18 protein-coding genes are annotated in these 22,250 nt (G+C 54.1%); 4 read left to right on the top strand and 14 right to left on the bottom strand.

Annotation, left to right across the window (positions count from 1 at the left end):
• Positions 1–2 precede the first annotated feature (2 nt).
• From G9Q38_RS02990 to G9Q38_RS02955, 8 genes are all read right to left on the bottom strand, one after another.
• Positions 3–665 carry a cysteine hydrolase family protein gene (locus tag G9Q38_RS02990; protein WP_166127689.1) on the bottom strand — a complete coding sequence of 221 codons (663 nt, stop codon included), beginning with the start codon at positions 663–665 and terminating at the stop codon, positions 3–5.
• A 45-nt stretch (positions 666–710) separates the two neighbouring features.
• The gene (locus tag G9Q38_RS02985) at positions 711–1,730 is read right to left on the bottom strand and encodes a Rieske 2Fe-2S domain-containing protein (protein WP_166127687.1); all 1,020 of its coding nucleotides are present in this window, start codon (positions 1,728–1,730) and stop codon (positions 711–713) included.
• A 97-nt stretch (positions 1,731–1,827) separates the two neighbouring features.
• The gene (locus tag G9Q38_RS02980; protein WP_166127684.1) at positions 1,828–2,931 is read right to left on the bottom strand and encodes an NAD(P)-dependent alcohol dehydrogenase; all 1,104 of its coding nucleotides are present in this window, start codon (positions 2,929–2,931) and stop codon (positions 1,828–1,830) included.
• 2 nt (positions 2,932–2,933) lie between these two features.
• Positions 2,934–4,385 carry an aldehyde dehydrogenase family protein gene (locus tag G9Q38_RS02975; protein ID WP_166127682.1) on the bottom strand — a complete coding sequence of 484 codons (1,452 nt, stop codon included), beginning with the start codon at positions 4,383–4,385 and terminating at the stop codon, positions 2,934–2,936.
• Position 4,386: 1 nt separating this feature from the next.
• The gene (locus G9Q38_RS02970) at positions 4,387–5,637 is read right to left on the bottom strand and encodes a flavin-dependent oxidoreductase (protein ID WP_166127679.1); all 1,251 of its coding nucleotides are present in this window, start codon (positions 5,635–5,637) and stop codon (positions 4,387–4,389) included.
• Positions 5,638–5,640: 3 nt separating this feature from the next.
• On the bottom strand, positions 5,641–7,596 hold the full coding sequence (locus tag G9Q38_RS02965; protein WP_166127676.1) for a TRAP transporter permease: 1,956 nt from the start codon (positions 7,594–7,596) through the stop codon (positions 5,641–5,643).
• Between the two features lie 26 nt (positions 7,597–7,622).
• Complete coding sequence (locus G9Q38_RS02960; RefSeq protein ID WP_119515737.1) at positions 7,623–8,576, bottom strand: TAXI family TRAP transporter solute-binding subunit; 954 nt, start codon at positions 8,574–8,576, stop codon at positions 7,623–7,625.
• A gap of 170 nt (positions 8,577–8,746) precedes the next feature.
• Positions 8,747–9,952, bottom strand: coding sequence for an FAD-dependent oxidoreductase (locus tag G9Q38_RS02955; protein ID WP_158607238.1), 1,206 nt, complete (start codon positions 9,950–9,952; stop codon positions 8,747–8,749).
• Between the two features lie 188 nt (positions 9,953–10,140).
• Here G9Q38_RS02955 and G9Q38_RS02950 point away from each other — a divergent pair, with 188 nt between their 5' ends.
• Positions 10,141–10,809, top strand: a complete 669-nt coding sequence (locus G9Q38_RS02950) for a TetR/AcrR family transcriptional regulator (RefSeq protein WP_166127674.1) — start codon at positions 10,141–10,143, stop codon at positions 10,807–10,809.
• A 29-nt stretch (positions 10,810–10,838) separates the two neighbouring features.
• Here G9Q38_RS02950 and G9Q38_RS02945 read toward each other — a convergent pair whose 3' ends face one another.
• A complete protein-coding gene (locus tag G9Q38_RS02945) occupies positions 10,839–11,306 on the bottom strand; it encodes an Lrp/AsnC family transcriptional regulator (RefSeq protein WP_119441898.1) in 468 nt (155 codons plus the stop codon).
• 122 nt (positions 11,307–11,428) lie between these two features.
• On the opposite strand from G9Q38_RS02945, the gene metC reads away from it, so the two are divergent.
• On the top strand, positions 11,429–12,619 hold the full coding sequence (gene metC / locus G9Q38_RS02940) for a cystathionine beta-lyase (RefSeq protein WP_166127671.1): 1,191 nt from the start codon (positions 11,429–11,431) through the stop codon (positions 12,617–12,619).
• On the opposite strand, the gene ccsB is transcribed toward metC, so the two are convergent.
• The 3 genes from ccsB to G9Q38_RS02925 all read right to left on the bottom strand — a co-directional run bounded on the left by ccsB (position 12,616) and on the right by G9Q38_RS02925 (position 16,826).
• Complete coding sequence (gene ccsB, locus G9Q38_RS02935; RefSeq protein WP_166127668.1) at positions 12,616–13,968, bottom strand: c-type cytochrome biogenesis protein CcsB; 1,353 nt, start codon at positions 13,966–13,968, stop codon at positions 12,616–12,618. The two genes, metC and ccsB, sit on opposite strands and share 4 nt — an antisense overlap.
• 11 nt (positions 13,969–13,979) lie before the next feature.
• Positions 13,980–15,968 carry a cytochrome c biogenesis protein ResB gene (locus G9Q38_RS02930; protein WP_166132297.1) on the bottom strand — a complete coding sequence of 663 codons (1,989 nt, stop codon included), beginning with the start codon at positions 15,966–15,968 and terminating at the stop codon, positions 13,980–13,982.
• A 159-nt stretch (positions 15,969–16,127) separates the two neighbouring features.
• The gene (locus tag G9Q38_RS02925; protein WP_199532356.1) at positions 16,128–16,826 is read right to left on the bottom strand and encodes a c-type cytochrome; all 699 of its coding nucleotides are present in this window, start codon (positions 16,824–16,826) and stop codon (positions 16,128–16,130) included.
• A gap of 97 nt (positions 16,827–16,923) precedes the next feature.
• Between G9Q38_RS02925 and yihA the strand changes: the two genes are divergently transcribed.
• The gene (yihA, locus tag G9Q38_RS02920) at positions 16,924–17,550 is read left to right on the top strand and encodes a ribosome biogenesis GTP-binding protein YihA/YsxC (protein WP_166127665.1); all 627 of its coding nucleotides are present in this window, start codon (positions 16,924–16,926) and stop codon (positions 17,548–17,550) included.
• Complete coding sequence (hemB, locus tag G9Q38_RS02915) at positions 17,547–18,557, top strand: porphobilinogen synthase (RefSeq protein ID WP_166127662.1); 1,011 nt, start codon at positions 17,547–17,549, stop codon at positions 18,555–18,557. The genes yihA and hemB overlap by 4 nt, the downstream gene beginning before the upstream one ends.
• A gap of 81 nt (positions 18,558–18,638) precedes the next feature.
• On the opposite strand, the gene G9Q38_RS02910 is transcribed toward hemB, so the two are convergent.
• On the bottom strand, positions 18,639–21,317 hold the full coding sequence (locus tag G9Q38_RS02910; protein WP_166127659.1) for a DNA topoisomerase III: 2,679 nt from the start codon (positions 21,315–21,317) through the stop codon (positions 18,639–18,641).
• A gap of 33 nt (positions 21,318–21,350) precedes the next feature.
• Positions 21,351–22,217, bottom strand: coding sequence for a tRNA glutamyl-Q(34) synthetase GluQRS (gene gluQRS / locus G9Q38_RS02905; protein ID WP_228276185.1), 867 nt, complete (start codon positions 22,215–22,217; stop codon positions 21,351–21,353).
• Between the last annotated feature and the right edge of the window lie 33 nt (positions 22,218–22,250).

Here is a 22,250-nt window from a genome sequence, read left to right as displayed (position 1 = left end):
AGTTAAAGTCGCGCAATGACTTCGTCAGCGCCGAGCACATCTCCGAAATACAGCATCCACGCTTGCAGGGCGAACTCATGCTCCTGTGGCGTGAAGGCTGACAAGGCATCGTGCACCATAATGCTGCGGTAATTCAGCATCATGGCGTTGCGGGCGGTGGATTCACAGCACACGTTTGTGGTGGTGCCGCCAATGAGCACGTTTCTGACGCCTTTATCTTGAAGGACCTCGTGCAGGTTTGATGAGTTGGGTGCCAGGGCGCTGTAATAGCGCTTGACCACGCGCGTGTCGGTTGGCACGACGTCAAGGTCGGCAGCCAGCTCGTAGCCCGGGTGATCAACCGACATTTCCGTTAAACGGCGTTGGCTCAGTTCTGGTTTCAGCATGTCATGATGAAAATGCGCCCAGAATGTGTCGGCATTATCGGCGCAGGTTTGCACCCAAATAACATGGCCGCCCGCTTCACGCAGCGCGCTGGCCAGCTTGTTCACGGCAGGGAAGGTGGCAGGTGCCGCTTTGCATTCGCCCATATAACCCGGCTGGGTGAAAAAGTTCTGCAAGTCTACAACCACAAAGGCAGTTTCTTTCGGTTTGAAGTGGTCGTAGGCGTGCAGTTTTCCCTGGCGGGCAATGACCCGGTCGGTAACCCATTTAGGGAATTCCATAAAAGCTCCTTCAGGGCCGTTTGAGCCAAGACGAGTCCTGCGTGTTCAGGTTATTTCGGCATCTGCGTCTTGAGCGGCCAATTTTTCAACAATACGACGTGCCGATATTGAGCCGCCATCCGCCCTGATACTGACCTCCGGTATAGCGCGATCATCTGTTTCAATTAATACTTGTTGCGCTTCGATCACTTCTACATCTTCCATGAACGTCTTGAGTATTTGGTCTTTTATGATCTCATCCAACTCTTCGTTCTCAAGATCAAAACAACGCGTGACTGTCCAGAAATAAAGTGTGTTTCGTTCGTCAACCGGGGTGAGGGAGTTCAAGGAAAACCAACGCATACCTTGTTCAAGATCGTCAACCCCAGCAGGGTAACCGCGCGCATCAATGGAGATATGCGCAGGCGCCTGAAAGCGAATGATTTGCCAGCGATCAATATTACCTTCGAAGCCGCGCACCCGTTTGAACAAGGGCGGTGGTGGGGTGTTCTCCATGATTCTTTTCACGTGCACTTCATGGCCATTCAGTTGGTATTCCATTGGTGTCTCAGCAACGGCGGAATTACCAATGGTTTTTCCGTGTACGTAAGTTTCATGCGTCAGGTCGAGCAAATTGTCGGTAAGAAGCTGATAGTTTGCTTTAACTGGGATACAGCCACCCACCGCTTTCCAGCCTGGGCTATCGTTGTACTCAAACGCGGGAAGTAATGACTCGTCGGCCTCATCGGGCTGGCCCATCCAGATCCAAATCCATTGCCATTTTTCCACGACTTTATAACGTCTTAAGCTCAATGCGCTGGGTACTTTTTCTTGCCCGGGAACCCGCACACAATTGCCTTGGCAGTCGAAGGTGATGCCATGGTACGCGCACTGCACATCGTCACCCACCAGGTTACCTTTTGATAGTGACGCGCGCCGGTGGGGGCAGCGGTCGTGCAGCGCAACGACTTCGCCGGCTTGTGTGCGATAGAGCACAACCGGTTCGCCGGTAATCCATTTTTGCACAAGATGATGGCCGATTTCATCAGCCCAGGCGGCGGCATACCATCCATTCTTTATAAACATTGTTATCTCCTTCTCTAAAATTCTGTAAACAATGCGATTTCAATCAATTGTGTTGAACAGCTTTTATTCTTTTGGTTACGTTGAGATTCGGGTCGGTTCAAGTTAGCGGCATCCGGATAACGGGCTTGATTGCTACTCCCGACTCCATGTCTTCAACGGCCTGATTAATGTCGGCAAAATCGTAGAACCGAATGAGCCGGTCGAAGGGAAAGCGCCCTTGTTTGTATAGTTCGATCATCTGCGGGATAAAAATGTCCGGTACGCTGTCGCCTTGGTGAACGCCGCGGACCGTGCGTCCGCCCAATACCATTTGCAAAATATTAATGTGGGCATCGGCGCCTTTGGCTGTATTGATGAGGGCGCACACACCACGTGGTGTCATGTGGCCTACAGCCTCTTTAATAATGCCTAGGTGGCCAGTTGTGTCGACCACATAGTTCAGGCCCTGTGGGGCAATCTCACGAATGCGGGCAAAGGTGTCTTCTTCGGTACCGTTAATGGCGTGTGTGGCTCCCAGCTCTTTTGCCAACGCCAACCGCGAGGCCTGGGTGTCGAGCGCAATAATGGTCGCCGCGCCGCACAAATGAGCGGCCATAACGGAAGCCATGCCCACTGATCCTACGCCCAGCACGCCAATTCTGCTTCCTGCGGGTACCTTCAAGGCGTTGATAACGGTTGAGGCACCGGTTTGAATGCCGCACCCCAAGGGGCCCAGCAACTCAAGCGGTACCGATGAGTCAACAGGAATAACATTGCGTTCGGTGCAGATACTGTAAGTGGCAAACGAAGACTGGCCAAAGAAATGGCTGTGGATTTGTTCACTACCTTTACGTAAGGATGTTGTGCCGTCTATGCGTTTGCCGGAAAATGCATGTCGGCCCAAGTATTGGCAATAAGCAGCGTCGCCCTGGATGCAGCTCAGGCAGTTGCCGCAAGAGTCGAAGGTGATAACAACCGGATCACCAGGCTTTACTTTTTTAACTGAATCACCCACCTTTTCAACAATTCCCGCACCTTCATGCCCGAGCACGGTGGGCTTGGGCGTGAATCCGTCGGTATTACGCATGTTGACATCGGTGTGGCAGATGCCCGTGGCGACGATCTTGACCAATACTTCATTTGGCCGCGGAGCCTCAAGCGCGAGTTTTTCAAGCGAAAACGGTTGCTGCGTCTCACGACAGACAGCAGCGGTGATTTCCATAGTCATGACGTTTTAGTTTCAAAATAAAAATGCTTGGTACGCATAAAATCGTACATGCCTTCGAGACCGTGCAGCTTTCCATATCCGCTGTCGCCATATCCACCCGTTTCGGCTTCGGCAAACAGGCGGTTGTGGGTATTGCACCAGACATTGCCAAAGTTCAGTTTCGAGGCCATGCGCCGGGCCAGGAAGAGGTCTTGTGTCCATACGCTGGACGCCAGGCTATAGCGCGTGGCATTAGCGCGGGTGACGGCTTCGGCTTCGTCGTGGAAGCGCTCCAGCACCACTAATGGGCCGAACAACTCGTCTTGAATGAAAGGCGAGGCAAGGTCGTCGACTTCGATCAGGCTGGGCGTAATGAAGGCGCCGTTGGCCAAGTCGCCCGCGGGAATTTGGCCTTTTACAATGACGCGCGCTTCTTTTTCCGCACGCTCCACCAGCTTGGCAATACGGTCGCGATTCGCAATATCAATGAGGCAGCCCATTTGTGAAGCAGGGTCATTGCCCGGACCCACTTTAATGCTTTGCAAGGCCTGGGCCAATTGGGCTTTGAATGCGTCGTAAATGGCGTCGTGCACCAATACACGCGTAATGGCGGTGCATTGTTGCCCGGCCAGCACCGTTGCGCCTGCCACCACACCGCTAACGGTTTTGGCCATGTCGCAGTCGGGGAAGACCAGGGCGGGGGCTTTGCCCCCCAATTCCAATGACAACCGTTTTAACGAAGGCGAGGTGGATTCGGCAATTAGTTTGCCCACGTGGGAAGAACCCGTGAAGCTGATGACGTCGACATCCAGCGATTCGCACAGGTGCTGTGAAACGGCAATGCCGGACTCGATAACCGAGTTCACAATACCGGCGGGGATGCGTTCGTCGTTGGTCAGGCACTCAAGAGCGAGGTTATGCGCGATGCTGGTTTGAAAGGCGGGCTTGATAACAACGGAGCACCCTGCGGCTAACGCCGGCGCGAGCGATCGGACTAACAATAGCAAGGGCGCGTTCCAAGGCAGGATAATGGCGGCAACGCCGGCAGCTTCGCGATCGAGTATGGAGAACGCGCCGGGCTCGACCTCGAGATTGCGTCCGTACTGAGTGCGGGCCAACCCAGCATAGTACTTAAGCTCGGACACGCTGCCCATTACTTCACCCATGGCTTCGCGATGCAGTTTGCCATTTACAGTAACCAGCCAATCGGCTATTTCGGCTTTGCGCGCTTCCATACGGGCGGCAAAGTCAAAAAGTATGTCGGCACGCAAACGGGGGCTATTTCGCCAGTTGGTTTCATCGAAGGCGCGTCGCGCAGCTGCGACCGCAGCCAGTGCTTCTGTTTCAGTGCCGTCGCAATAGTCGTAGGCATGTTCATTGGTAGCAGGGTTGACGCCCTTTTTAATGTTGCCGGCACCCGATATGGCTGATGTCCATTTCCCGTCGATATAATGTTGCGCGAGTTTCATACTAAACGACCTCTTTACGTAAATCTTCTACTTTGAAACCCGCGACGCTTTTGTACTTATTGGAAATCGAGGCGAGTTCATCCTGACTGATGTAGTCATCAAGGTTTTTAAAGGGCTTGCCGCCTGTGCGGTCGTGCACTTCTTTGAGAATTGTGTCAGGCGGAGCTACTCGATTCATGAGTACTACCTCAGTGGTAGCTTTAACCCGAATCCGATCGTATTCTGACAAGGCTTTTTCGGTTAAACCGTGCTGTCGAAGCTGTTCAGTCAGGCAGGGCGCATCGAGAATGGCTTGACCTGCACCATTGGAGCCTCGCGGCACCATGGGGTGCGCTGCGTCGCCCAGTAGGCTTATTCGACCAAAGCTCCAGCGTGGAAGGGGGTCTTGGTCGACCATGGGATATTCCAGAATTTGCTCGGTCTGTTCAATCATGGCTGCCACGTCGAGCCAATCGAAATGCCAGTCGGAAAATGGGGGGAAAAAGTCCTCCAGTCGGCCTCTTCCATTCCAATCACGTTTGGCCGGGTATGGCGCTTCAATTTCGGCGACCCAATTAATCAACTGATTACCTTGGTCGTCGATGTTGTTGCGAACAGGGTAAATAACCATTTTTCCAACTGACAACCAGCCTGCCCGTACCATACTGGCGCCGCTAAGGAAGGGTTTCATGGGGGTTGTGCCACGCCACATATTTACACCTGAATAGCGCGGTGCGCCTTCATTTGGGTAAAGCTGTTTGCGGATGATCGAATGAATACCATCACAACCGATAACAATTGAACCCTTTACATCGACCTTGGTTCCGTCGGGGTGCTCGAAGTGAACAATGACACCCTCATCGTTCTGTGTCGTCCCAGTACAACGATGACCAAGATGAATGGCATCGCGTCCGATGCGCTCATGTACGGTGTCGATCAAGATGTTTTGCAGATCACCCCGATGGATCGAAAACTGCGGCCAGCTGTACCCGGCGTCGATACCTGAGGGTTCGCTGTAAACGAATTGTCCGAATTTATTAAAAAAGACAGATTCTTTTGTTGTGATAGCGACTTGGGATAATGCAGGCACTAGCCCGAGGCTATCGAGCACTTTGACTGAGTGGGGCAGGAGATTGACGCCCGCGCCTAAAGGTTTGATTTCGGGGACCGATTCAAACAGCGCGCATGAGAACCCTGCTTGATGCAAGTTAAGGGCGAGTGTGAGTCCACCGATTCCGGCACCCACAATGACGACATCATATTTTTTGTCCATTGTTCAATTTCCTAATCGAGTGGCGGGTGTTGCCGCTTCACGCTTTTTATTTAGAAAGTGCAGGCCTGTCAGAATGGCCATGAGCAAGACGCCGACCACGTCGGTCCACCCCGCATCTGAGAAGGTATCTGCCGGAATTAACATAAGGAGCCCCGCGACCATAAACAGGACGCGATATCCAACATTGACGGCGGTCGAGAAATAGCCGACAACTGCAACTGTTCCCGCCAAAATGCCTATGGAGGCAGTGGTTACGGTCCACAGTACTGACGTCATCGTGCCCTCCATAAGTAAACTGGGCGAGAGGGCGAAAAGGAAAGGGACAATATAGGAGCACCATCCTACCCTGGTTGCGGCCCAACCGGCCTTGGAGCCGTCGCACCCGGCAATATTGGCTGCAGCAAAGGCGGCAATTGCGACTGGGGGTGTCACCATGGACATCATTCCAAAGTACATGACGAACATGTGGGAAGCCATCGGTGAAATGCCCGCCTTGATCAGCGCGGGTGCGATGAGGGTGGCAAGCAGGATGTAGACCCCGACTGTGGGCATTCCCATACCCAGAATAATTGCAATAACGGCCGTCATGAGAAGGAGTATGAGAATACTATCGCCACTCACGGCCAAAAGTTGTAGGGTAAGCCCGAAAGCTAGCCCGGTTAGATTCAACGTTCCAATTACCAAGCCCGCCGCGCCGGCAATGATAAGAATATCGATTGAGGCGCGTCCGGTATTAATGGCTGCCAATAGCAGTTCTTTAATTGGGGTGCGTTGCTTTTTATATCCGAACGCCAAGTTGAAAATAATCAATAGTGCTGAGGCTTGCAGTGCGGCATACTCTACTGCCACGCCGTAAAACATGATGCCCAGGACCAAGATGACAAAAGGGATAGGGAAATACCACCCATGTCGCAAGACTTCTTTAAGCGCCGGCAGGCGATCCATCGGTTCGCCTTTAATGCCTAGCTTAGCTGCGGCCAGATCGACTTGAATGAAAAGTGCCAAGTAATATAGAAATGCAGGAATAAAAGCTGCTATCAATACTGACGCGTAGGACACCTGCAGTAATTCGGCCATTAGAAAAGCCGTTGCGCCCATTACGGGAGGGGCGAGTTGCCCACCTGTCGAGCCGACGGCTTCAATGGCGGCGGCGGTGTGACTTGGGAAGCCTGATCGCTTCATCATTGGAATGGTGACAACACCGACAGCGGCGACGTTTGAGACAGCACTTCCGGAAATCATGCCAAAAAGAGCTGAACCTGCGACGGAAATTTTTGCGGAACCGCCTCTGTAGCGGCCCATCATGGCCATTGCCAAATCTGCAAAAAATTGTGAGCCGCCGGTTACAGCCAGTATTTGGCCCATAAGGGTAAAAGGGATAACAACAATGATCGCAATGGCCAGGGTTTGGCCCAAAACGGCATTCGTGTCCATCCCTAGATAAACCAGTAAGCGTGTGAAGTCGACCGGTCTGCTAACGAATGTGTCGGGTAGCAAATGCCCAGTTAGAGCATACAGGAAGAGCACCAGAACGACGATAACCAGGGTTAAACCCGCTGTACGCCGAGTTGCCTCAATAATTAAACCGACAATTAAGGCACTAATAATAACGGCGTCAAGCGGGCGGTAAATAACTTCATTTACCAATGCGGGATAGCGTATGGCAATGTAGGTACATGATATTAGCCCCGCTAGTCCCGCAATAGCATCAATCCAAGGCGTCGGGGCGTCGGGCGGTGAAGGCCGGGCACGGACAAGTAAAAAAGCCAGTCCAAGGCCGAAACCCAGAATCAGAGCTAGGAACTGTTCGTTATAGAACGTCCAACCCATATATAACGGTACCTTCAGGACCCAACCGATTACTGTAAGTGTCAGCAAGGCTTGAAGAATGAGAGATACCGTATTTCGCAAAGGTGCAGGAACACCTCGCTCAAGACGCCCGGACGCCGAGATTTTCATGATGCTTTTCCGCTTGAGGTGCAGGGTTATTTAACCAGCCCTACTTCTTTGAATAGACGCATTGAGCCGGAGTGGAACTCAAGGGGCATGTCGGGCTTGTACATTTGTTTGACATTGAATCCACGGAAAGGGGCAAAAGAGTTAGCCAGTTCAGGCTGGTTTTCATAAAGCGCCTTCATGGCTTTGTAGACGACTTCGTCGGACGTGTTGGGGCTGGTTAGCAATAAATTGTCGTATGCCAGTACGGGTGTGGGTTCTGTGAAGCCGGGAAGACCTGGGCGGGGCGCTTCATTGACTGAATAGCCGTAAGGATAAATCTTTCGCATCGCGGCCAATTGGGCTTCGCTGGTGCCCATGGGGAGCATGCGAAGACCGCCGACGGAAGCATCAACCTCGGTCACTTTGGCGGCACCCACCGCAAAATAGAATGCGTCAGCATTGCCGGCGATTAGTTCGTCGGCACCACGCACCACGTTGGGGACTAGTACTTGGCGGATGTCGTCGGGACCTAAGCCACCTGTCGCTAGCAAACCGTCGAGTACGGTGTTAATCGAACCCATGGCAGTAAAGCCGTAAGTAACGCGTTTACCTTTCAGGTCGGCGAGGGATTTGATGTCGGAGTCGGCACGTACAAACAGTGCGGTTTTCAGGGGGAATATAACGGAGGCAATTTGAAGGTTCTTAGCGGGTCGGCCCTCAAACGCTCTTTCGCCGTGTTTTGCTTCAGCGGACTCAAGGATGTTGGCAATACCAAAATCAAGCTCGCCCATATCAACGAGCGGAATTAAAACGCTTTCGCCGCTATTGGGTTGCACACGAGCCTGCATGTTGGCTTGTTCGGCGATCACTTTGGCAATGGCCGAGCCGCTGGAATAGCTCATGGTGCCTTGGCTCATGGTGCCAACCCCAACATTCTGGGCGGCAGCGGTGCTGGTAAGGCCAACGGCAAGCGCCAGCCCGGCAAGAAATTTCAATTTCATTTTTGTCTCCTGGAGTGGAACTGATTTTATGTAGTGGCAATGTGAAATTTCATTGCCCTACATGCTGAAAACATGGGGGGTTAAAAATTTCTGAAACATGCTCATTTTTGACTCTAGCATATTTTCACCAAAAAAAAGAGTTGGGGAAAACGCACCCCCAACCATTGACGCTATTCGATTTGCGCAGCGCGCCGCACGCTGTTGATCATCGATGAATTCATTAGAAATGCGCGGTGTTTTTCCGGATCTGCGGCAGTTTCGCGCATTTCTTCCAGGCGCTGGGCGCGGATTTCAGGGTCTCGCTCTTCAAGCATTTTTTTGTTGCGGATGGTGATGGCCTGGACATATTCAACATTGGTGATGCGACGTTGGCGGTCATAAAGGTCTAACAGATCGTCACCCGCATTTTCCTGCAAGACCTTGGCAAGCTTGTCGGCCAGGTTCATGGCGTCGTGAATGCCGCTGTTCAAGCCCATTCCCCCCAGGGGGTTGTTCACGTGCGCGGCGTCGCCGGCCAGCATAGCGCGACCTTGCCGGAACGTTTTGGCAACTCGCTGATGCACACGGTAGATGCTGCGATACGGAATATCGTAGGTGCGATCGGGCGATAGAAAGCCTTGAATTCGGCTTTGCACGTAATCGTCGGACAGCACGGTTTCTTCGTCTTGATCCGGCTGAATGGGAAATGCGATTCGATAAATGCCGGGTGGGCCATTGTGAGGCTGCACGAAAATGGCGGCCCACTCGTCGGGGTCGGCAATATAGGCATTACCGGTAAACCCCACACTTTTCAGATCGAAGGTGGTGGCGAAAACCAGGAAGCGCTCGGGCCAGGTGAAACCTTCGAACTCGATGCCGGCTGTTTTGCGAACGATGCTGTGGGCGCCGTCGGCTCCAATCAGGTAACTGGCGCGTACCTCTTGTGTTGTGTCGCCCGATTTGATTTGTACCGTGACACCCTCTTTATCCTGGGTAAACCCCACACATTCGTGGCCGAATAAAACCTGTGCGTTCGAGAATTTCTGCAAGGCCTGGTAAGCAAGCCGGGAGACCTTATGCTGTTCGCAATGAAGGCGGAATGGGTAAGGGGTTTCGTCGGCGATACGACCCAGGTCGAACTGGGCAACCAGCCCTTTCTTGCGGTCGCGAATTTGCCACTCCGGCACTTTAATGCCCAGTTGCAGCAAATCCTGTCCGATGGAAAGCGTATCGAGCATTTCAACGGTGGGCGGGTGGAACGTGCCTGCCCTGAGGTCGGTTGGAATATCGGTACAGGTTTCCAGTACCACGACGTTAATGCCTTTCTCGGCCAGCGATAACGCCGCTACTAATCCCACCGGCCCGCCGCCGGACACAATGACAGGGTTGTTGTCCATAAGTTGTTTATCCGTGAAAATAGGATCGGGGAGGGTCGCGAAAGATAATGCTGTCGCTGTGTCTCCAAACCTGCCTATAATTATTTCTATTATTTGCTCAAAAATGAGCATGTTTCATTTTATGGGTGTGTTTTAATTTTGGTCAAGCGTGATCGTGTATCAGGCCACCAATTCAACCTTTTTGAGTCATGGAAAACCAGGTTATTCACAGGAAAACGCGAGCGGCTCAGGCGAAAATGGGTTTGCGTGAGCGTGGCAAGCTTGAGCGTCGTCGCCGAATTCAGGCTGCGGCGCGGCGGGAATTCATGGAAAAAGGTTACGACGTGGCAACAACGCGCGATATTGCCGCTTTGGCTGAAGTGGGAATTGGTACGTTGTTTACGTATGCGAAAGACAAACGTGAATTGCTGATGATGATTGTGAACGATGATCTGGACGAGGTCAGTGAACAGGCCGAACGGGCCATTAACACCGACAAATCTTTATTGGAGCAGATCACGGCCTTCTTCAGGCCTCGTTACGATTACTGGGCGGCCCACCCCGCTTTAGGGCGGCCCATTGTGCGTGAAATTATGGACGTGGTGGGCGCAACCGATGAACCGGGTCCTGAAACTGCCCGTTTTTACGAGCGTCGGCCACGCATGGTGAAGGCATTGCAGCAAATCGTGAGCCGCGGGCAGACTACAGGGCAGGCAACCAAAACGGCCTCAGCCTCGTTAATCGCCTCGCTGTTTTTAACGATTTATTTAACCGAAGTGCGGCGTTGGCTGAATCAGGAAAAGCCTGATGCAGTTGAGGGTTTGGCTCGGTTCAGGGAACTGGCGGACCTGGCCATACGAGGCGTAAGGCCCGACTAATCTTTCTTGTTGCGCGCGCGTGTTTCGATTTACGTATCTGCAACATATCCGAGAGGCAAAGCTGTTGTGTATTTTATTTGCTCCATTGCAAAGCTTGAACTTACGTCGGACAGTTCGGCCATATGGATGAGCCGTTTGTAGATACGGTCGTAACCCGCCACGTCGGGTACGACAACGCGCATTAAATAATCGGTGTCGCCCGACATCCGATACAGTTCAACGACTTCTGGAATCGTTGAGACCGCCGCATGAAATTGCGCCAGCCATTTGGCATCGTGCCGGCTGGTGCGTATTGCCACAAAAACCGTTACGCCAACGTTAAGTTTCGCGCCATCCAATAACGCCACACGAGCGCGAACAATACCCTGCTCTTCAAGCTTCTGTATACGCCGCCAGCAGGCTGTTGCGCTTAGGCCAACCTGTTCGGCGATATCGTTAACCGCAAGCGCACAATCGGATTGCAAAATCTCAAGAATATGACAATCGAACTTGTCCATATTGTCTCAAAAGAAAATTTATTTCAAAAAATTAAAGATAATAAGAATATTATTTTATTTTTAGAGAATGCGGTAGGTAAAAATCAAAATCATTTCGTCAGGGTGTCATTATCATATTCAGTATGAAAACCTCGCATGACGATACGCTTCTTATTCATTCCGGCCGGGCGCCGGCGCATTTTGGCGGTATGGTGAATACACCACCCTGTCGTGCGTCGACCTTGTTGGTTGACTCCTATGCCGACTGGAAAGCAGCACGGGCCAATGCCAACCCTTACGGGCACTACGCCCGGTTCGGAACGGCAACCACGCGGTCTTTTGAGGCGCTCCTTGCAGAGCTGGAGGGGGCGTACGACGCGCAGGTTTTTCCTTCAGGTTTGGCCGCGTGTACGCATGCAATGCTGGCATTCCTGTCACCGGGTGACCATATTCTGATCACTGATAACGTTTATGGTCCGACTCGGGCATTTGCGGATCAGGTTTTGAGCAAAATGGGAGTGCAGGTTGAGTATTTTTGCCCCTTGGAAGGAGCAAATATCGCGAAGCGGTTTCGCAGCACAACCCGGGTTCTATATCTGGAGTCACCGGGTTCACAAACATTTGAAGTGGTCGATGTGCCTGCGTTGGCGCAGGTTGCCCATGCTTTCGGCGCCTGGGTGTTGATGGACAACACGTGGGCAACGCCGCTGTACTTTAAACCGTTTCAGCATGGTGTCGATGTGTCTATTCATGCGGCCACCAAATATCTTGTGGGTCATTCCGATGCCATATTAGGCGCGGTAACGACCAATCAACGTGCCTGGCCGCGGTTGCAGGCGCACGCGCAGGCTTTCGGTCAAACGGCCGGGCCCGATGATATTTATATGGCCACCAGGGGTTTGCGCACTTTATCCGTTCGGCTTCAACGCCATCAGGCAACGGCGCTGATGCTGGCTGAACGTTTGCAATCGCATCCGGCTGTTGAGGCGGTACTGCATCCCGCACTCTCGTCCTCGCCGGGGCATACATTCTGGAAACGCGATTTCCTGGGTGCCAGTGGGTTGTTCAGTGTGGTGCTTCAGCCAGTGCCTGCGGGGGCGCAGGCACTGGAGAAGTTTTTCGACCAACTGACTTTGTTTGGTATCGGCCTTTCATGGGGGGGCTATGAAAGCTTGGCTTTGCCGATTGATACGCCTTCACGATCAGTCACGCCGTGGCCCTACCAAGGCCCATTGCTGCGGCTGCACGCAGGGTTGGAGGACCCTGAGGCGCTGTGGGCGGACCTAGCGAACGCCTTGTCGGCTTACTGTGACACGAAAGCGTTGGCCTTTTAAAGCTCGCCGTAAGAGTGCAGCCCCGACAAGAACATGTTTACGCCTAGGAATGCAAAGCTGGTAATCACCAGGCCGACCAGCGCCCAGTAGGCCGCCATGGTGCCCCGCAAACCTTTCATCAGCCGCATATGCAGCCAGGCGGCGTAGTTCAGCCACACAATAAGCGCCCAGGTTTCTTTTGGATCCCACTGCCAATAAGCGCCCCAGGCATCGGCCGCCCATAGCGCGCCCAGAATCGTCGCAACGGTAAAGAATGCAAAGCCCACGGCAATAGCGCGATACATGATGTCGTCGAGAATTTCCAACGATGGCAGTCGTTTGGCAATGGGGGCGCGCAAGGCCAATATGGTGCCGACAATCAAGGCACCAATGCCGAAGTAAAGCATCCAGGTGGGAGACAGTTCTCGCGAACCAAACATGAACGGCTCGGCACAAAGAATGGCGCCCAGCAAAAACAAGGGAATCAGCTTGCGGCGTGACTTCGTTTCACCATGCTCTTTGATTAAATAGGCAAACCCCACCATGGCCGCCAGCGAGAAGGTGCCGTAACCAATGAAATTGGCCGGTACGTGGATCTTCATCCACCAGCTTTTAAGCGCGGGCACCAAAGGCTGGATTTCGAAGGCATTGCGGGTGAAGGTGTACCACAGCAGGAAAATAACCGCCGAGGTGACAACCAGCAGCACAAAGCCGCCCAGCGCGCGGGTGGCGTAGCGGCGCTCGTAATACAGGTAGAACAGGGCGGTAATCAGTGCGAAAAGAACGAAAACTTCGTACAGGTTGCTGACCGGAATGTGGCCGATATCAGGGCCTAAAAGATGGCCTTCGCGCCAGCGTACCAGCAAGCCGGTGGTGCCGGCGTACACTGCACCCCAGGTTAGCGCCGTGCCAAGCCATGCTGCGGTTTGGCTGATAATGCCGACCCAGTATGAGATCGTTGCCAGAACGAACAGGGCGCACATCCATAAAATGGCCGATTGCGAGGAAAACAGATATTTCAGTAGAAAAACTGTGTCGCCACGCGTAATGTCGCCCTGGTCCAGGCCTTGCCCGGCGCTATACAGCCAGATGGCCAGTAAGGCGCTTAAGCCACTGGCGATGAGCAACCAGCGAAGCGGGCGCCAGAGCCAGCCCAGCCATACCGTGGCAGGCACGGCACAGACCAGAATCGCTTTCTCGTAGACGTCCATATTTGAGCTGAACGCCAGCAGTGCATAGGCGGCGCCGGCCGACAATACGATGAGAAACAGCAGGTCCGTCCAGTCGGGCCGGCCTCGTTCGCCTCGGCCGTCGCCGCTGGCGGCCATGGCCGCTTCCCAGGCAGGTGAATGGGTATGGGCATCAGACATGATGAACCTCGTTAAGTGGACAGTTGTTTAAACGCATTCTTGAAGCGCTCAAACTCTTGGGTGAAATCCAGCGTGCGCCGTTGTGACGTCATGGCGGCTAACCATTGGCTGCCGGAATGTTTGGGTTGAACCCAAATCCAGATGCGGCGATCACGAATATAAAACATGGAAAAGATGCCGATAACCAGAAACAGACAGCCCAAGTACACCGTGGTTTGCCCGGGGCTGCGCGCTACCTGGAAAACACTGGCTTGAACGTGATCGAACTGGGTTAATGACATGACGATGGGCGCTGGATAGTCGGGCAGGTTCGACAGAGCCAACAGCGCTTGTTGCATCCATTGGTTGTGAGCGTTGCTTTGTGCTTCATTGTAGGTGAGTTCGGGCAATCCGCGTTGGGCGCGATCCAAATCGTATAAAGCCGCGAGTGAAAGTTGGATCATGGGCACGGCGAAACTTAGGAAACGGCCGCGCTCGGCTTCGGGGACGGGTTCAAGAAGTTGGTTGAACCCCCCTTTGGAGAATGCCTCAAGGGCACCGGCTGCTGCTTTTTCCAGCAACGCTTTTTGTGACTCACTGTTGGCGCTTTGTGCGGCGAACTGTTGGGCGGCTTGCCGGCGCAATTCGGGATTGTTGAGCGCCGTGCGCAGGTGAATGAAAGACTCAAGCGAGTTGTTCGCATCGGCGGGAATTCGGATGTAGCGGAATGCTTCGGCTGAATTGCTTCGTACACCCACCAGAAAAACCGGCCCGCCGTCGAGTGCAATGGGCATCATGTAGTTGTGATATTCAAACGATTGCCCATCTGCGCCGGTGAGCCGGTATTCCACACTGGGACCGACATTGCGCAGGTTCTCGTTTTTCAGTGTTGTTGCACTGCCTGTGACTGCAGCGACGTGGTCAAGCACGGCGCGCGGTTGCGGGTCGGCGTTAATTTCCAGATTCTCAACGTTAATAACACGCAGGTCGGTTACGTTCAGTTGATAGCGTTCCGGTTGTTCCGTACTGGCATTGAGCGTAATGTCGGTTGGGTCGCCCACCGTGGTATCCACATTGAATGTTTCAGTGTTTTTGCCTGAAATCGGCCACGCTTTAAGCTGAACACCGCTACCGCCGTCATCGAAACTGGATTGATACACCGTGACGCCTTTGTAGCGAAGCGGTTCATTCACTTCAATCACTTGATCGAACGTTTCGCCTGTATCGGGGTCGGAAACCTCGACGTGGCTGGCAAAACGGCTGGGCATGCCGGTGGAATAGTATTCAATATCGAACTGTTTCAATTTCAAACTGAACGGCATGGGTTGCACCAATACACCGTCGCCTACGGCAACAATGGCACTGCTGCTTTGGCTGCCTTCGGGAATCAGTAAGTTGGCGCGATAACTCGGGTTGGCAACCGACAACCAGCCCGACTCAGGCACGTCTTTAATAAGCATGTTCTCGGTAATGGGGGTTTTACCCCCCAGCCACACTTGCATACGAACCGGCAATTCACTGTCGAGAATACCCCCTACGCAAATAACCACAATGGCTGCGTGCGCGAAAATATAACCCAAACGGTTTGTGCTGCCTTTCTTGGCCGCCAGCAGTTGGCTGTCGCCGTCTTGGCGAACCTTTACCTTGTAGCCTTGTTTATTGAGCCATTGCGTTAGTTTCCGGCTACTTTCCTCTGGGCTGTAGGGCGTGTCGGTTTCGAGCTTGTGATGGAAGGCGCGCAGGCTGCTGCCACGAACATATTCGCGGAACGAGCGCATGTCTTTCACCATTTTGGGCGTATTGCGCAGCAGACACAGACTGGTGGACACCACCAGAAACGCCATAATGGTTAAAAACCACCAACTGTTGTACACATGCCAAAGCGCAAAGACGTCGAACAAGGCATACCAGAATGGCCCGAATTGGTCGATATAGGTGCTTGAAGCCTGGTTTTGCGGCAGCACCGTACCAATCACACTGGCCACACAGATGAACATCAACAGGCTGACGGCGAACCGCATGGAGCCCAGCAGTTCGAATAAGTCGGCACGTTGACGAGATGCGATATTAACGTTGTTCACGAAAGGGTCTTTGCAAAGAAAAGGGGGGCCGGTAATGGCGCCCCCCCTTATGACCAGCTCAGGCAGTATTGGTTCTGCGTTAAAGCGGTTCGTTTGTTGTTATCGCAGGCCGGCAGCGTAATCGGCTACTGCGGAGATGTCGTTGTCGGACATGCGGTCGGCAATGTCGTGCATCATGGGGCTGTTGGCCCGGTCGTTGCTGCGGAACAGTTTTAGTTGCGCCTCAAGATAGCTTGGGTACTGCCCGGCCAAACGCGGGAACAGGGCTGGGATACCCGCCCCGTTGGGTGAGTGGCAGGCGGCGCAAGCCGGTACGCCACGCTCGGCGATGCCCGCACGCCAGATTTTTTGCCCGCGCTCCATGGTTTCAACATTGCTTGCGGTGGCGGCCGTTTCGTAATTCAGTTCCTGCAGCGCCAGATAGTAAGACACATTTTTGATGTCTTCTTCCGTGAGTGGGTTGGCGATGGCTGTCATGGCGGAGGGATTACCATCGGCACCGGCCCGGGTGGGTGGGTCGTTGCCTTCGGATTTGAAATCGCGCAATTGCTTGGCGATGTATTCATGCGACATGCCGGCCAGATTTGGATTGGCGGGAAGCGTGCTGTTGCCGCCGGGGCCGTGACAGGTGACACAGGCCAGAATGCCGCGGGAGGAATCACCATTGGTATAGAGCTGTTCGCCCTTGGCTGCGTCGGGTTTGGAGACGATAACGTCAGCGGCATAGCTGACGCCAAGAAGGGAAGAGCCCAGCAGCAGGCCGCTGGTAACTAGCATTTTGGAAAGCACACGCTTCATGAGGACCTCGATGGATCGCGTTTTGGAAAAATCCGCTACAGTTTCAAACCCACAATTATACAATAGCGTGTAACTTTAACCGTAACAGGCCTATCCTTTGTCTATTTTGCATCGCGCCGCGTTCACAACGTCGGCTGCCCGGCTCGACCAACTTCCCCCGCCAGGGGCGCCCGAAATCTGTTTTGCCGGGCGCTCCAACTGCGGTAAGTCGTCGGCCATTAACGTGTTGGCCAACCAGCGCCGTTTGGCGTTTTCAAGTAAAACGCCGGGCCGTACCCGGCTCATTAACATGTTCGGCATTCCCGACCCGCTTGCGCCTGGCGAGCAGTTGGGCTACTTGGTTGACCTGCCCGGTTATGGCTATGCGGCTATTGGCAAGCAGGCGCGTGAAGAATGGGCCGAGGTGCTGGGCGCTTACCTGCGCGAACGTTCATCCATTGCGGGTGTCGTGCTATTGCTGGATATTCGTCGCGGGCTGACCGACCTTGACCGGCGTTTGGCCGAATGGATTGCGCCCACCGGGCGCCCGGTGCTTGTGCTGTTGACCAAGGCCGATAAATTTCCGTATGGGCAGCGCATTAAAGCGGTTCATGCCATTCGTAAACAGCTGGCGCAAGATATTGGCGCCCTGCACGTTATCCCGTTTTCTTCCACGCACAGAATTGGCCTGGAAGAAGCGGCTGCCCATCTTGAAAACTGGATTTCTCCCAAGGTTGTGCCATGACATCTTTTATTGTGAATGCCGACTTCCCGGCGCATCGTCCCCGTCGTAATCGCCGCGACGATTTCACCCGTCGCCTGGTGCGTGAAAACGTTTTAACAGTGAACGATTTAATTTATCCGGTGTTTGTTATGGAAGGCGAAGGCGTGCGTGAGCCCGTGCCCTCCATGCCGGGTGTGGTGCGCTATTCGCCTGATACGGTTGTTGAGGCGGCGAAAGAATGCGCGGCGCTGGGTATTCCCGTTATGGCAGTTTTTCCCGTTATTGATCCTTCCCTGAAAACACCCGACGGCATTGAGGCAGTCAACCCAAAAGGCCTGGTGCCCCGTGTGGTGGCGCAGTTGAAAGACGCCGTGCCGAATTTAGGTGTGCTCACCGACGTTGCGCTGGACCCTTACACCAGCCACGGGCAGGATGGCGTAATTGACGACGAAGGCTATGTGTTGAACGAGCCCACGGTTGAAATCCTGACGCAACAGGCCCTGGTGCAAGCTCAGGCGGGGGTAGACATTGTGGCGCCCAGTGACATGATGGATGGTCGTGTGGGGGCGATTCGAACCGCCCTGGAAGCGGAAAAATTCATCTATACCCGCATCATGGCGTATTCGGCCAAATATGCCAGCGCGTTCTATGGCCCGTTTCGCGATGCCGTGGGGTCGGCGGCCAATCTGGGCAAGTCGAACAAGGCCACGTATCAAATGGATCCGGCTAACCGCAACGAGGCTTTGCGCGAAGTGGCGGCTGATATCCGTGAAGGGGCCGATATGGTGATGGTGAAGCCGGGGATGCCCTACTTGGACGTCTTGCGCGACGTGAAGCAGGCTTTCGGCATGCCCACGTATGCTTATCAGGTGAGCGGTGAATACGCCATGATCAAGGCGGCTGCAGCCAATGGCTGGCTTGATCACGACAAGGTCATGATGGAAGCCTTGCTGGCATTTAAGCGGGCGGGTGCCGACGGCATTCTCACGTACTTTGCTATGGATGCCGCCAGGATTCTGAAAGGCTGACGTTTTGAGTGCCGGGCTTGAACATCCGGCTCGGCTAAACCTGCAGTACAGTCGGCGCAGGCTTGCGCGCCGACTGTTGTTTTAGAACGGCGCGTCGTCGTCTGATGAACTAACGGCCTTTTTGGTGGCTGTTTTTTTGGCGGCCGCTTTCTTGGCTGCGGTTTTTTTCGCCGCTGTTTTGCTTGTTGCCTTCTTCGCGGCCGTCTTTTTGGTAGCTGTTTTAGTGGCGGCTTTTGTCGCGGTTTTAGCAGTCGTTTTACTTGCCGTTTTCTTGCCGGCGGCTTTCTTGGCCGCACCACCCTTGCCGGGTGCACGTGCTTCAAATTCGAAGCCCACCTTACCGTTAGCCTGTTTCACCAGGAACGCCTTGAATTTACGATTGGTGCGGCTGGAAACAAACCCATCGAGCAAATCGGTTTTGCCTTCACTTAGCAACTTGCGCACCTGTTCGGGCGACACCTCCTGTTGCAGGATCATTTTGCCGGTACGGAAGTCGCAGGATTTTTCCGGGCCGACCGATTTTTCGCACACGTAATTCATGCCATGTTCGAACACCCGTGCCCCACATTTGGGGCAGTCGCCCAAAGAGGTTTGGTCGGAGAAGTCGACCGGTTCTTTGTCGTCTTCATCGTTTTGGCCGAAATCGAACTCCAGTTTGTACTCATCGGTAATACGCAGCAAAGCGGCGAATGGACGCCCCATTTTGCTGATAAACCCCGGCAGCGGGCCCAGTGTTTTTTCTTGCAGCAGCGTTTCAACTTCGTCAATTTCGAAGGTGCGCCCGCCCGGGTGTTTGCCGATTGAGAAGTCGCATGCCGTGCAGGCATAGCGTCGATAGTTTTCTTTCACGACACCGCCGCATTTGGGGCAGGGCGTTTGCAGGGTGGCATAGTCGCCCGGAACGGTATCGCGTTCGTATTCTTTGGCCCGCTTCACAATGATTTGCGTCATTTGCGCAATTTCACGCATGAAGGCTTCGCGGTCCAGTTGACGTTGTTCGATCTGCTTCAGGCGTCGCTCCCAGTCGCCGGTAAGCTCCGGCGAGGTCAGTTCACTGACCCCAAGGCCGGAAAGGAGTGTCATCAGCTGGCGTGCTTTCGCACTGGGCACCATTTCCCTGCCTTCGCGCCGTAAATAGCCTTCGTTCAACAAACCTTCAATAATGGCGGCGCGGGTTGCCGGCGTCCCCAGGCCGCGCTCAGACATGGCGTCGCGCAACTCTTCGTCATCAACCAGCTTGCCGGCCCCTTCCATGGCTGAAAGCAGCGTGGCTTCGGTGAATCGGGCAGGTGGTTTGGTAACCAAACTCTTGGCCTCGATATCTTCGGTTTTAACAGATTCGTTATGTGCCACTGGAATCAGGTTCGTGTCGTCACCCTGAACCTGACGTCCGTATATGGCCATCCAGCCCGGTGAAACCAGTACCTTGCCTTCGGTTTTGAAGTGGTGCCCCTGAACTTGTGTAATACGTGTAGTGACCCGGAATTCCGCAGCCGGGAAGAATACCGCCAAGAAGCGTCGCGTTACCAATTCATATATTTTGCTTTCCGCATCGCTGAGTTCTTTGGGAACCTGCAGTGTGGGAATAATGGCAAAGTGGTCGGACACCTTCTTGTTATCGAAAACTCGTTTGTTCGGCTTGATCCAGCCCGATTCGCCCAGTTGCTTGGCAAAGGGTTGTATTGCCGCGGCTGCCCCATCGGGGGCGTCGGCCAAGGCCGCGACCGTTTGTTTCACGGTGGGCAGGTAGTCTTCCGGCAGGTAGCGTGAGTCGGTACGTGGATACGTTAGTGCTTTATGGCGCTCGTACAGCGTTTGCGCCAGTGACAGCGTGGCCTTTGCCGAGAAGCCAAAACGTGAGTTTGCCTCGCGTTGCAGCGACGTTAAGTCGAACAACGCAGGCGACATTTGCGTGGTGGGTTTGGATTCTTCGGTTACCGTGCCCGGCTGCTCGCGGCAGGCCGATACAATGGTTTTGGCGGCGGTTTCAGACCATAAACGCGAGTCGCGCTTTTCCGGATCTTGTTCGTCTTTAATGAATTTCGGGTCGAACCAGCGCCCGGTGTACAGCCCGGCGGCAGCCACAAAGGTGGCATGCACTTCCCAGTAGTCGCGTGATTTGAACTTGCGGATACGCTCTTCGCGCTCCATCACGATGGCCAGTGTAGGGGTTTGCACCCGCCCTACAGGTGTTTTGAAAAAGCCGCCGTCTTTACTGTTGAACGCCGTCATGGCCCGGGTGCCGTTAATGCCCACCAGCCAGTCGGCTTCAGCGCGCGACCGGGCGGCTTCTTCCAGCGGCTTCAGGTCGTCGTCATCGCGAAGCGCATTGAACGCATCGCGAATGGCCGTTTGCGTCATGGATTGCAGCCACAAACGCTGAATAGGCTTCTTCACTCCTGCATATTGAACGATGTAGCGAAAGATCAGTTCGCCTTCGCGCCCGGCGTCGCATGCATTAATAATGGCGCTGACGTCTTTGCGCTTGAGTAACTTGACCAGCAGTTTCAACCGCTCCGCCGAACGCTTGTCGGTGGGGCCCAGCTCGAACTCGGGGGGGATCACCGGCAAATGGGTGAAAGTCCATTTTCCCCGTTTGGGATCGTTTGGCGCAACCAGGCTCAACAAATGCCCGATACTGGACGCCAGCACGTAGTCGTCGCTTTCAAAGTAATCGCCCTCACGCTTGAAACCGCCCAGCGCGCGGGAAATGTCCAGGGCCACCGAGGGCTTCTCGGCAATAATCAAAGTTTTTGTCATCTATTCAGGTGAAAGACAGTAATACGAATGCGCTCAATATATCAAATGTTGAAAACGGGCTGCCCAAAGCGGTATGGCGTGTGCCCAAAACGCCTGCACCGTGGTGATGCCCGAAAGCTGTTCGAACCCCAGCCGCTGCCAGGCCCGGTTCAGCGTCGCAATGGGTTGGTCACAGTTAAAAGGTTGGGCGTGATTCTGCTTTGACAGTTTCTGCCCGAACTCGTCCAGCACCAAGGGTACATGCATGACGCGGGGGTAGGTATAGCCCAGCGCCTCGGCCAACTGGATCTGTCGCCCGGTTGAACTGAGCAGGTCGACTCCCCGCACGATATCGGTTACTCCCTGCCAGGCGTCGTCAATAACGACAACTAACTGGTAGGCCCATAACCCATCAGCGCGCTTGATAATGAAGTCACCTATGTCACGGCTGACATCTTGTTTTTGTGTACCGAGCCAACGGTCATGGAAGGACACGGGGCCGGCGTGGACGCGAAAACGCCAGGCACGCGCTGCCCGTCCTGCTGGAAGGCCGTTTCGACACGTGCCGGGATATGGGCCACGCCCAATTTCCTGGCGCGTGCAACCGCAAGGGTAAATCAACTTGCTTTGCAGCAGGTATTGGAAAGCGCTTTCGTATGCAATCAGGCGCTGCGATTGCCAAATAGGTTCGCCATCCCATTGCATGCCCAGTGCGTCAAGCTGACCCATAATGACGCGATCGGCGTTGGGTACAACCCGAGGTGTATCGATATCTTCTATGCGCAATAACCATTGCCCGTTTCTGGCGCGTGCATCCAGGTAGCCGGCCATCGCCGCTACTAATGAGCCATCGTGTAAAGGGCCGCTGGGGCTGGGTGCAAAGCGGCCAACGTAGCCGCCTTGTTCAGACGTCCTCGTCAAGGGAATGCTCTGTGTTGCTAAGTTGATGAAGTA

This window comes from Pusillimonas sp. DMV24BSW_D (assembly GCF_011388195.1).
GTDB classification, from domain to species: Bacteria; Pseudomonadota; Gammaproteobacteria; order Burkholderiales; family Burkholderiaceae_B; genus Neopusillimonas; species Neopusillimonas aestuarii.
The sequence above is the reverse complement of the archived record's forward strand: the minus strand, read 5'-3'. Positions and strand labels throughout refer to the sequence as shown.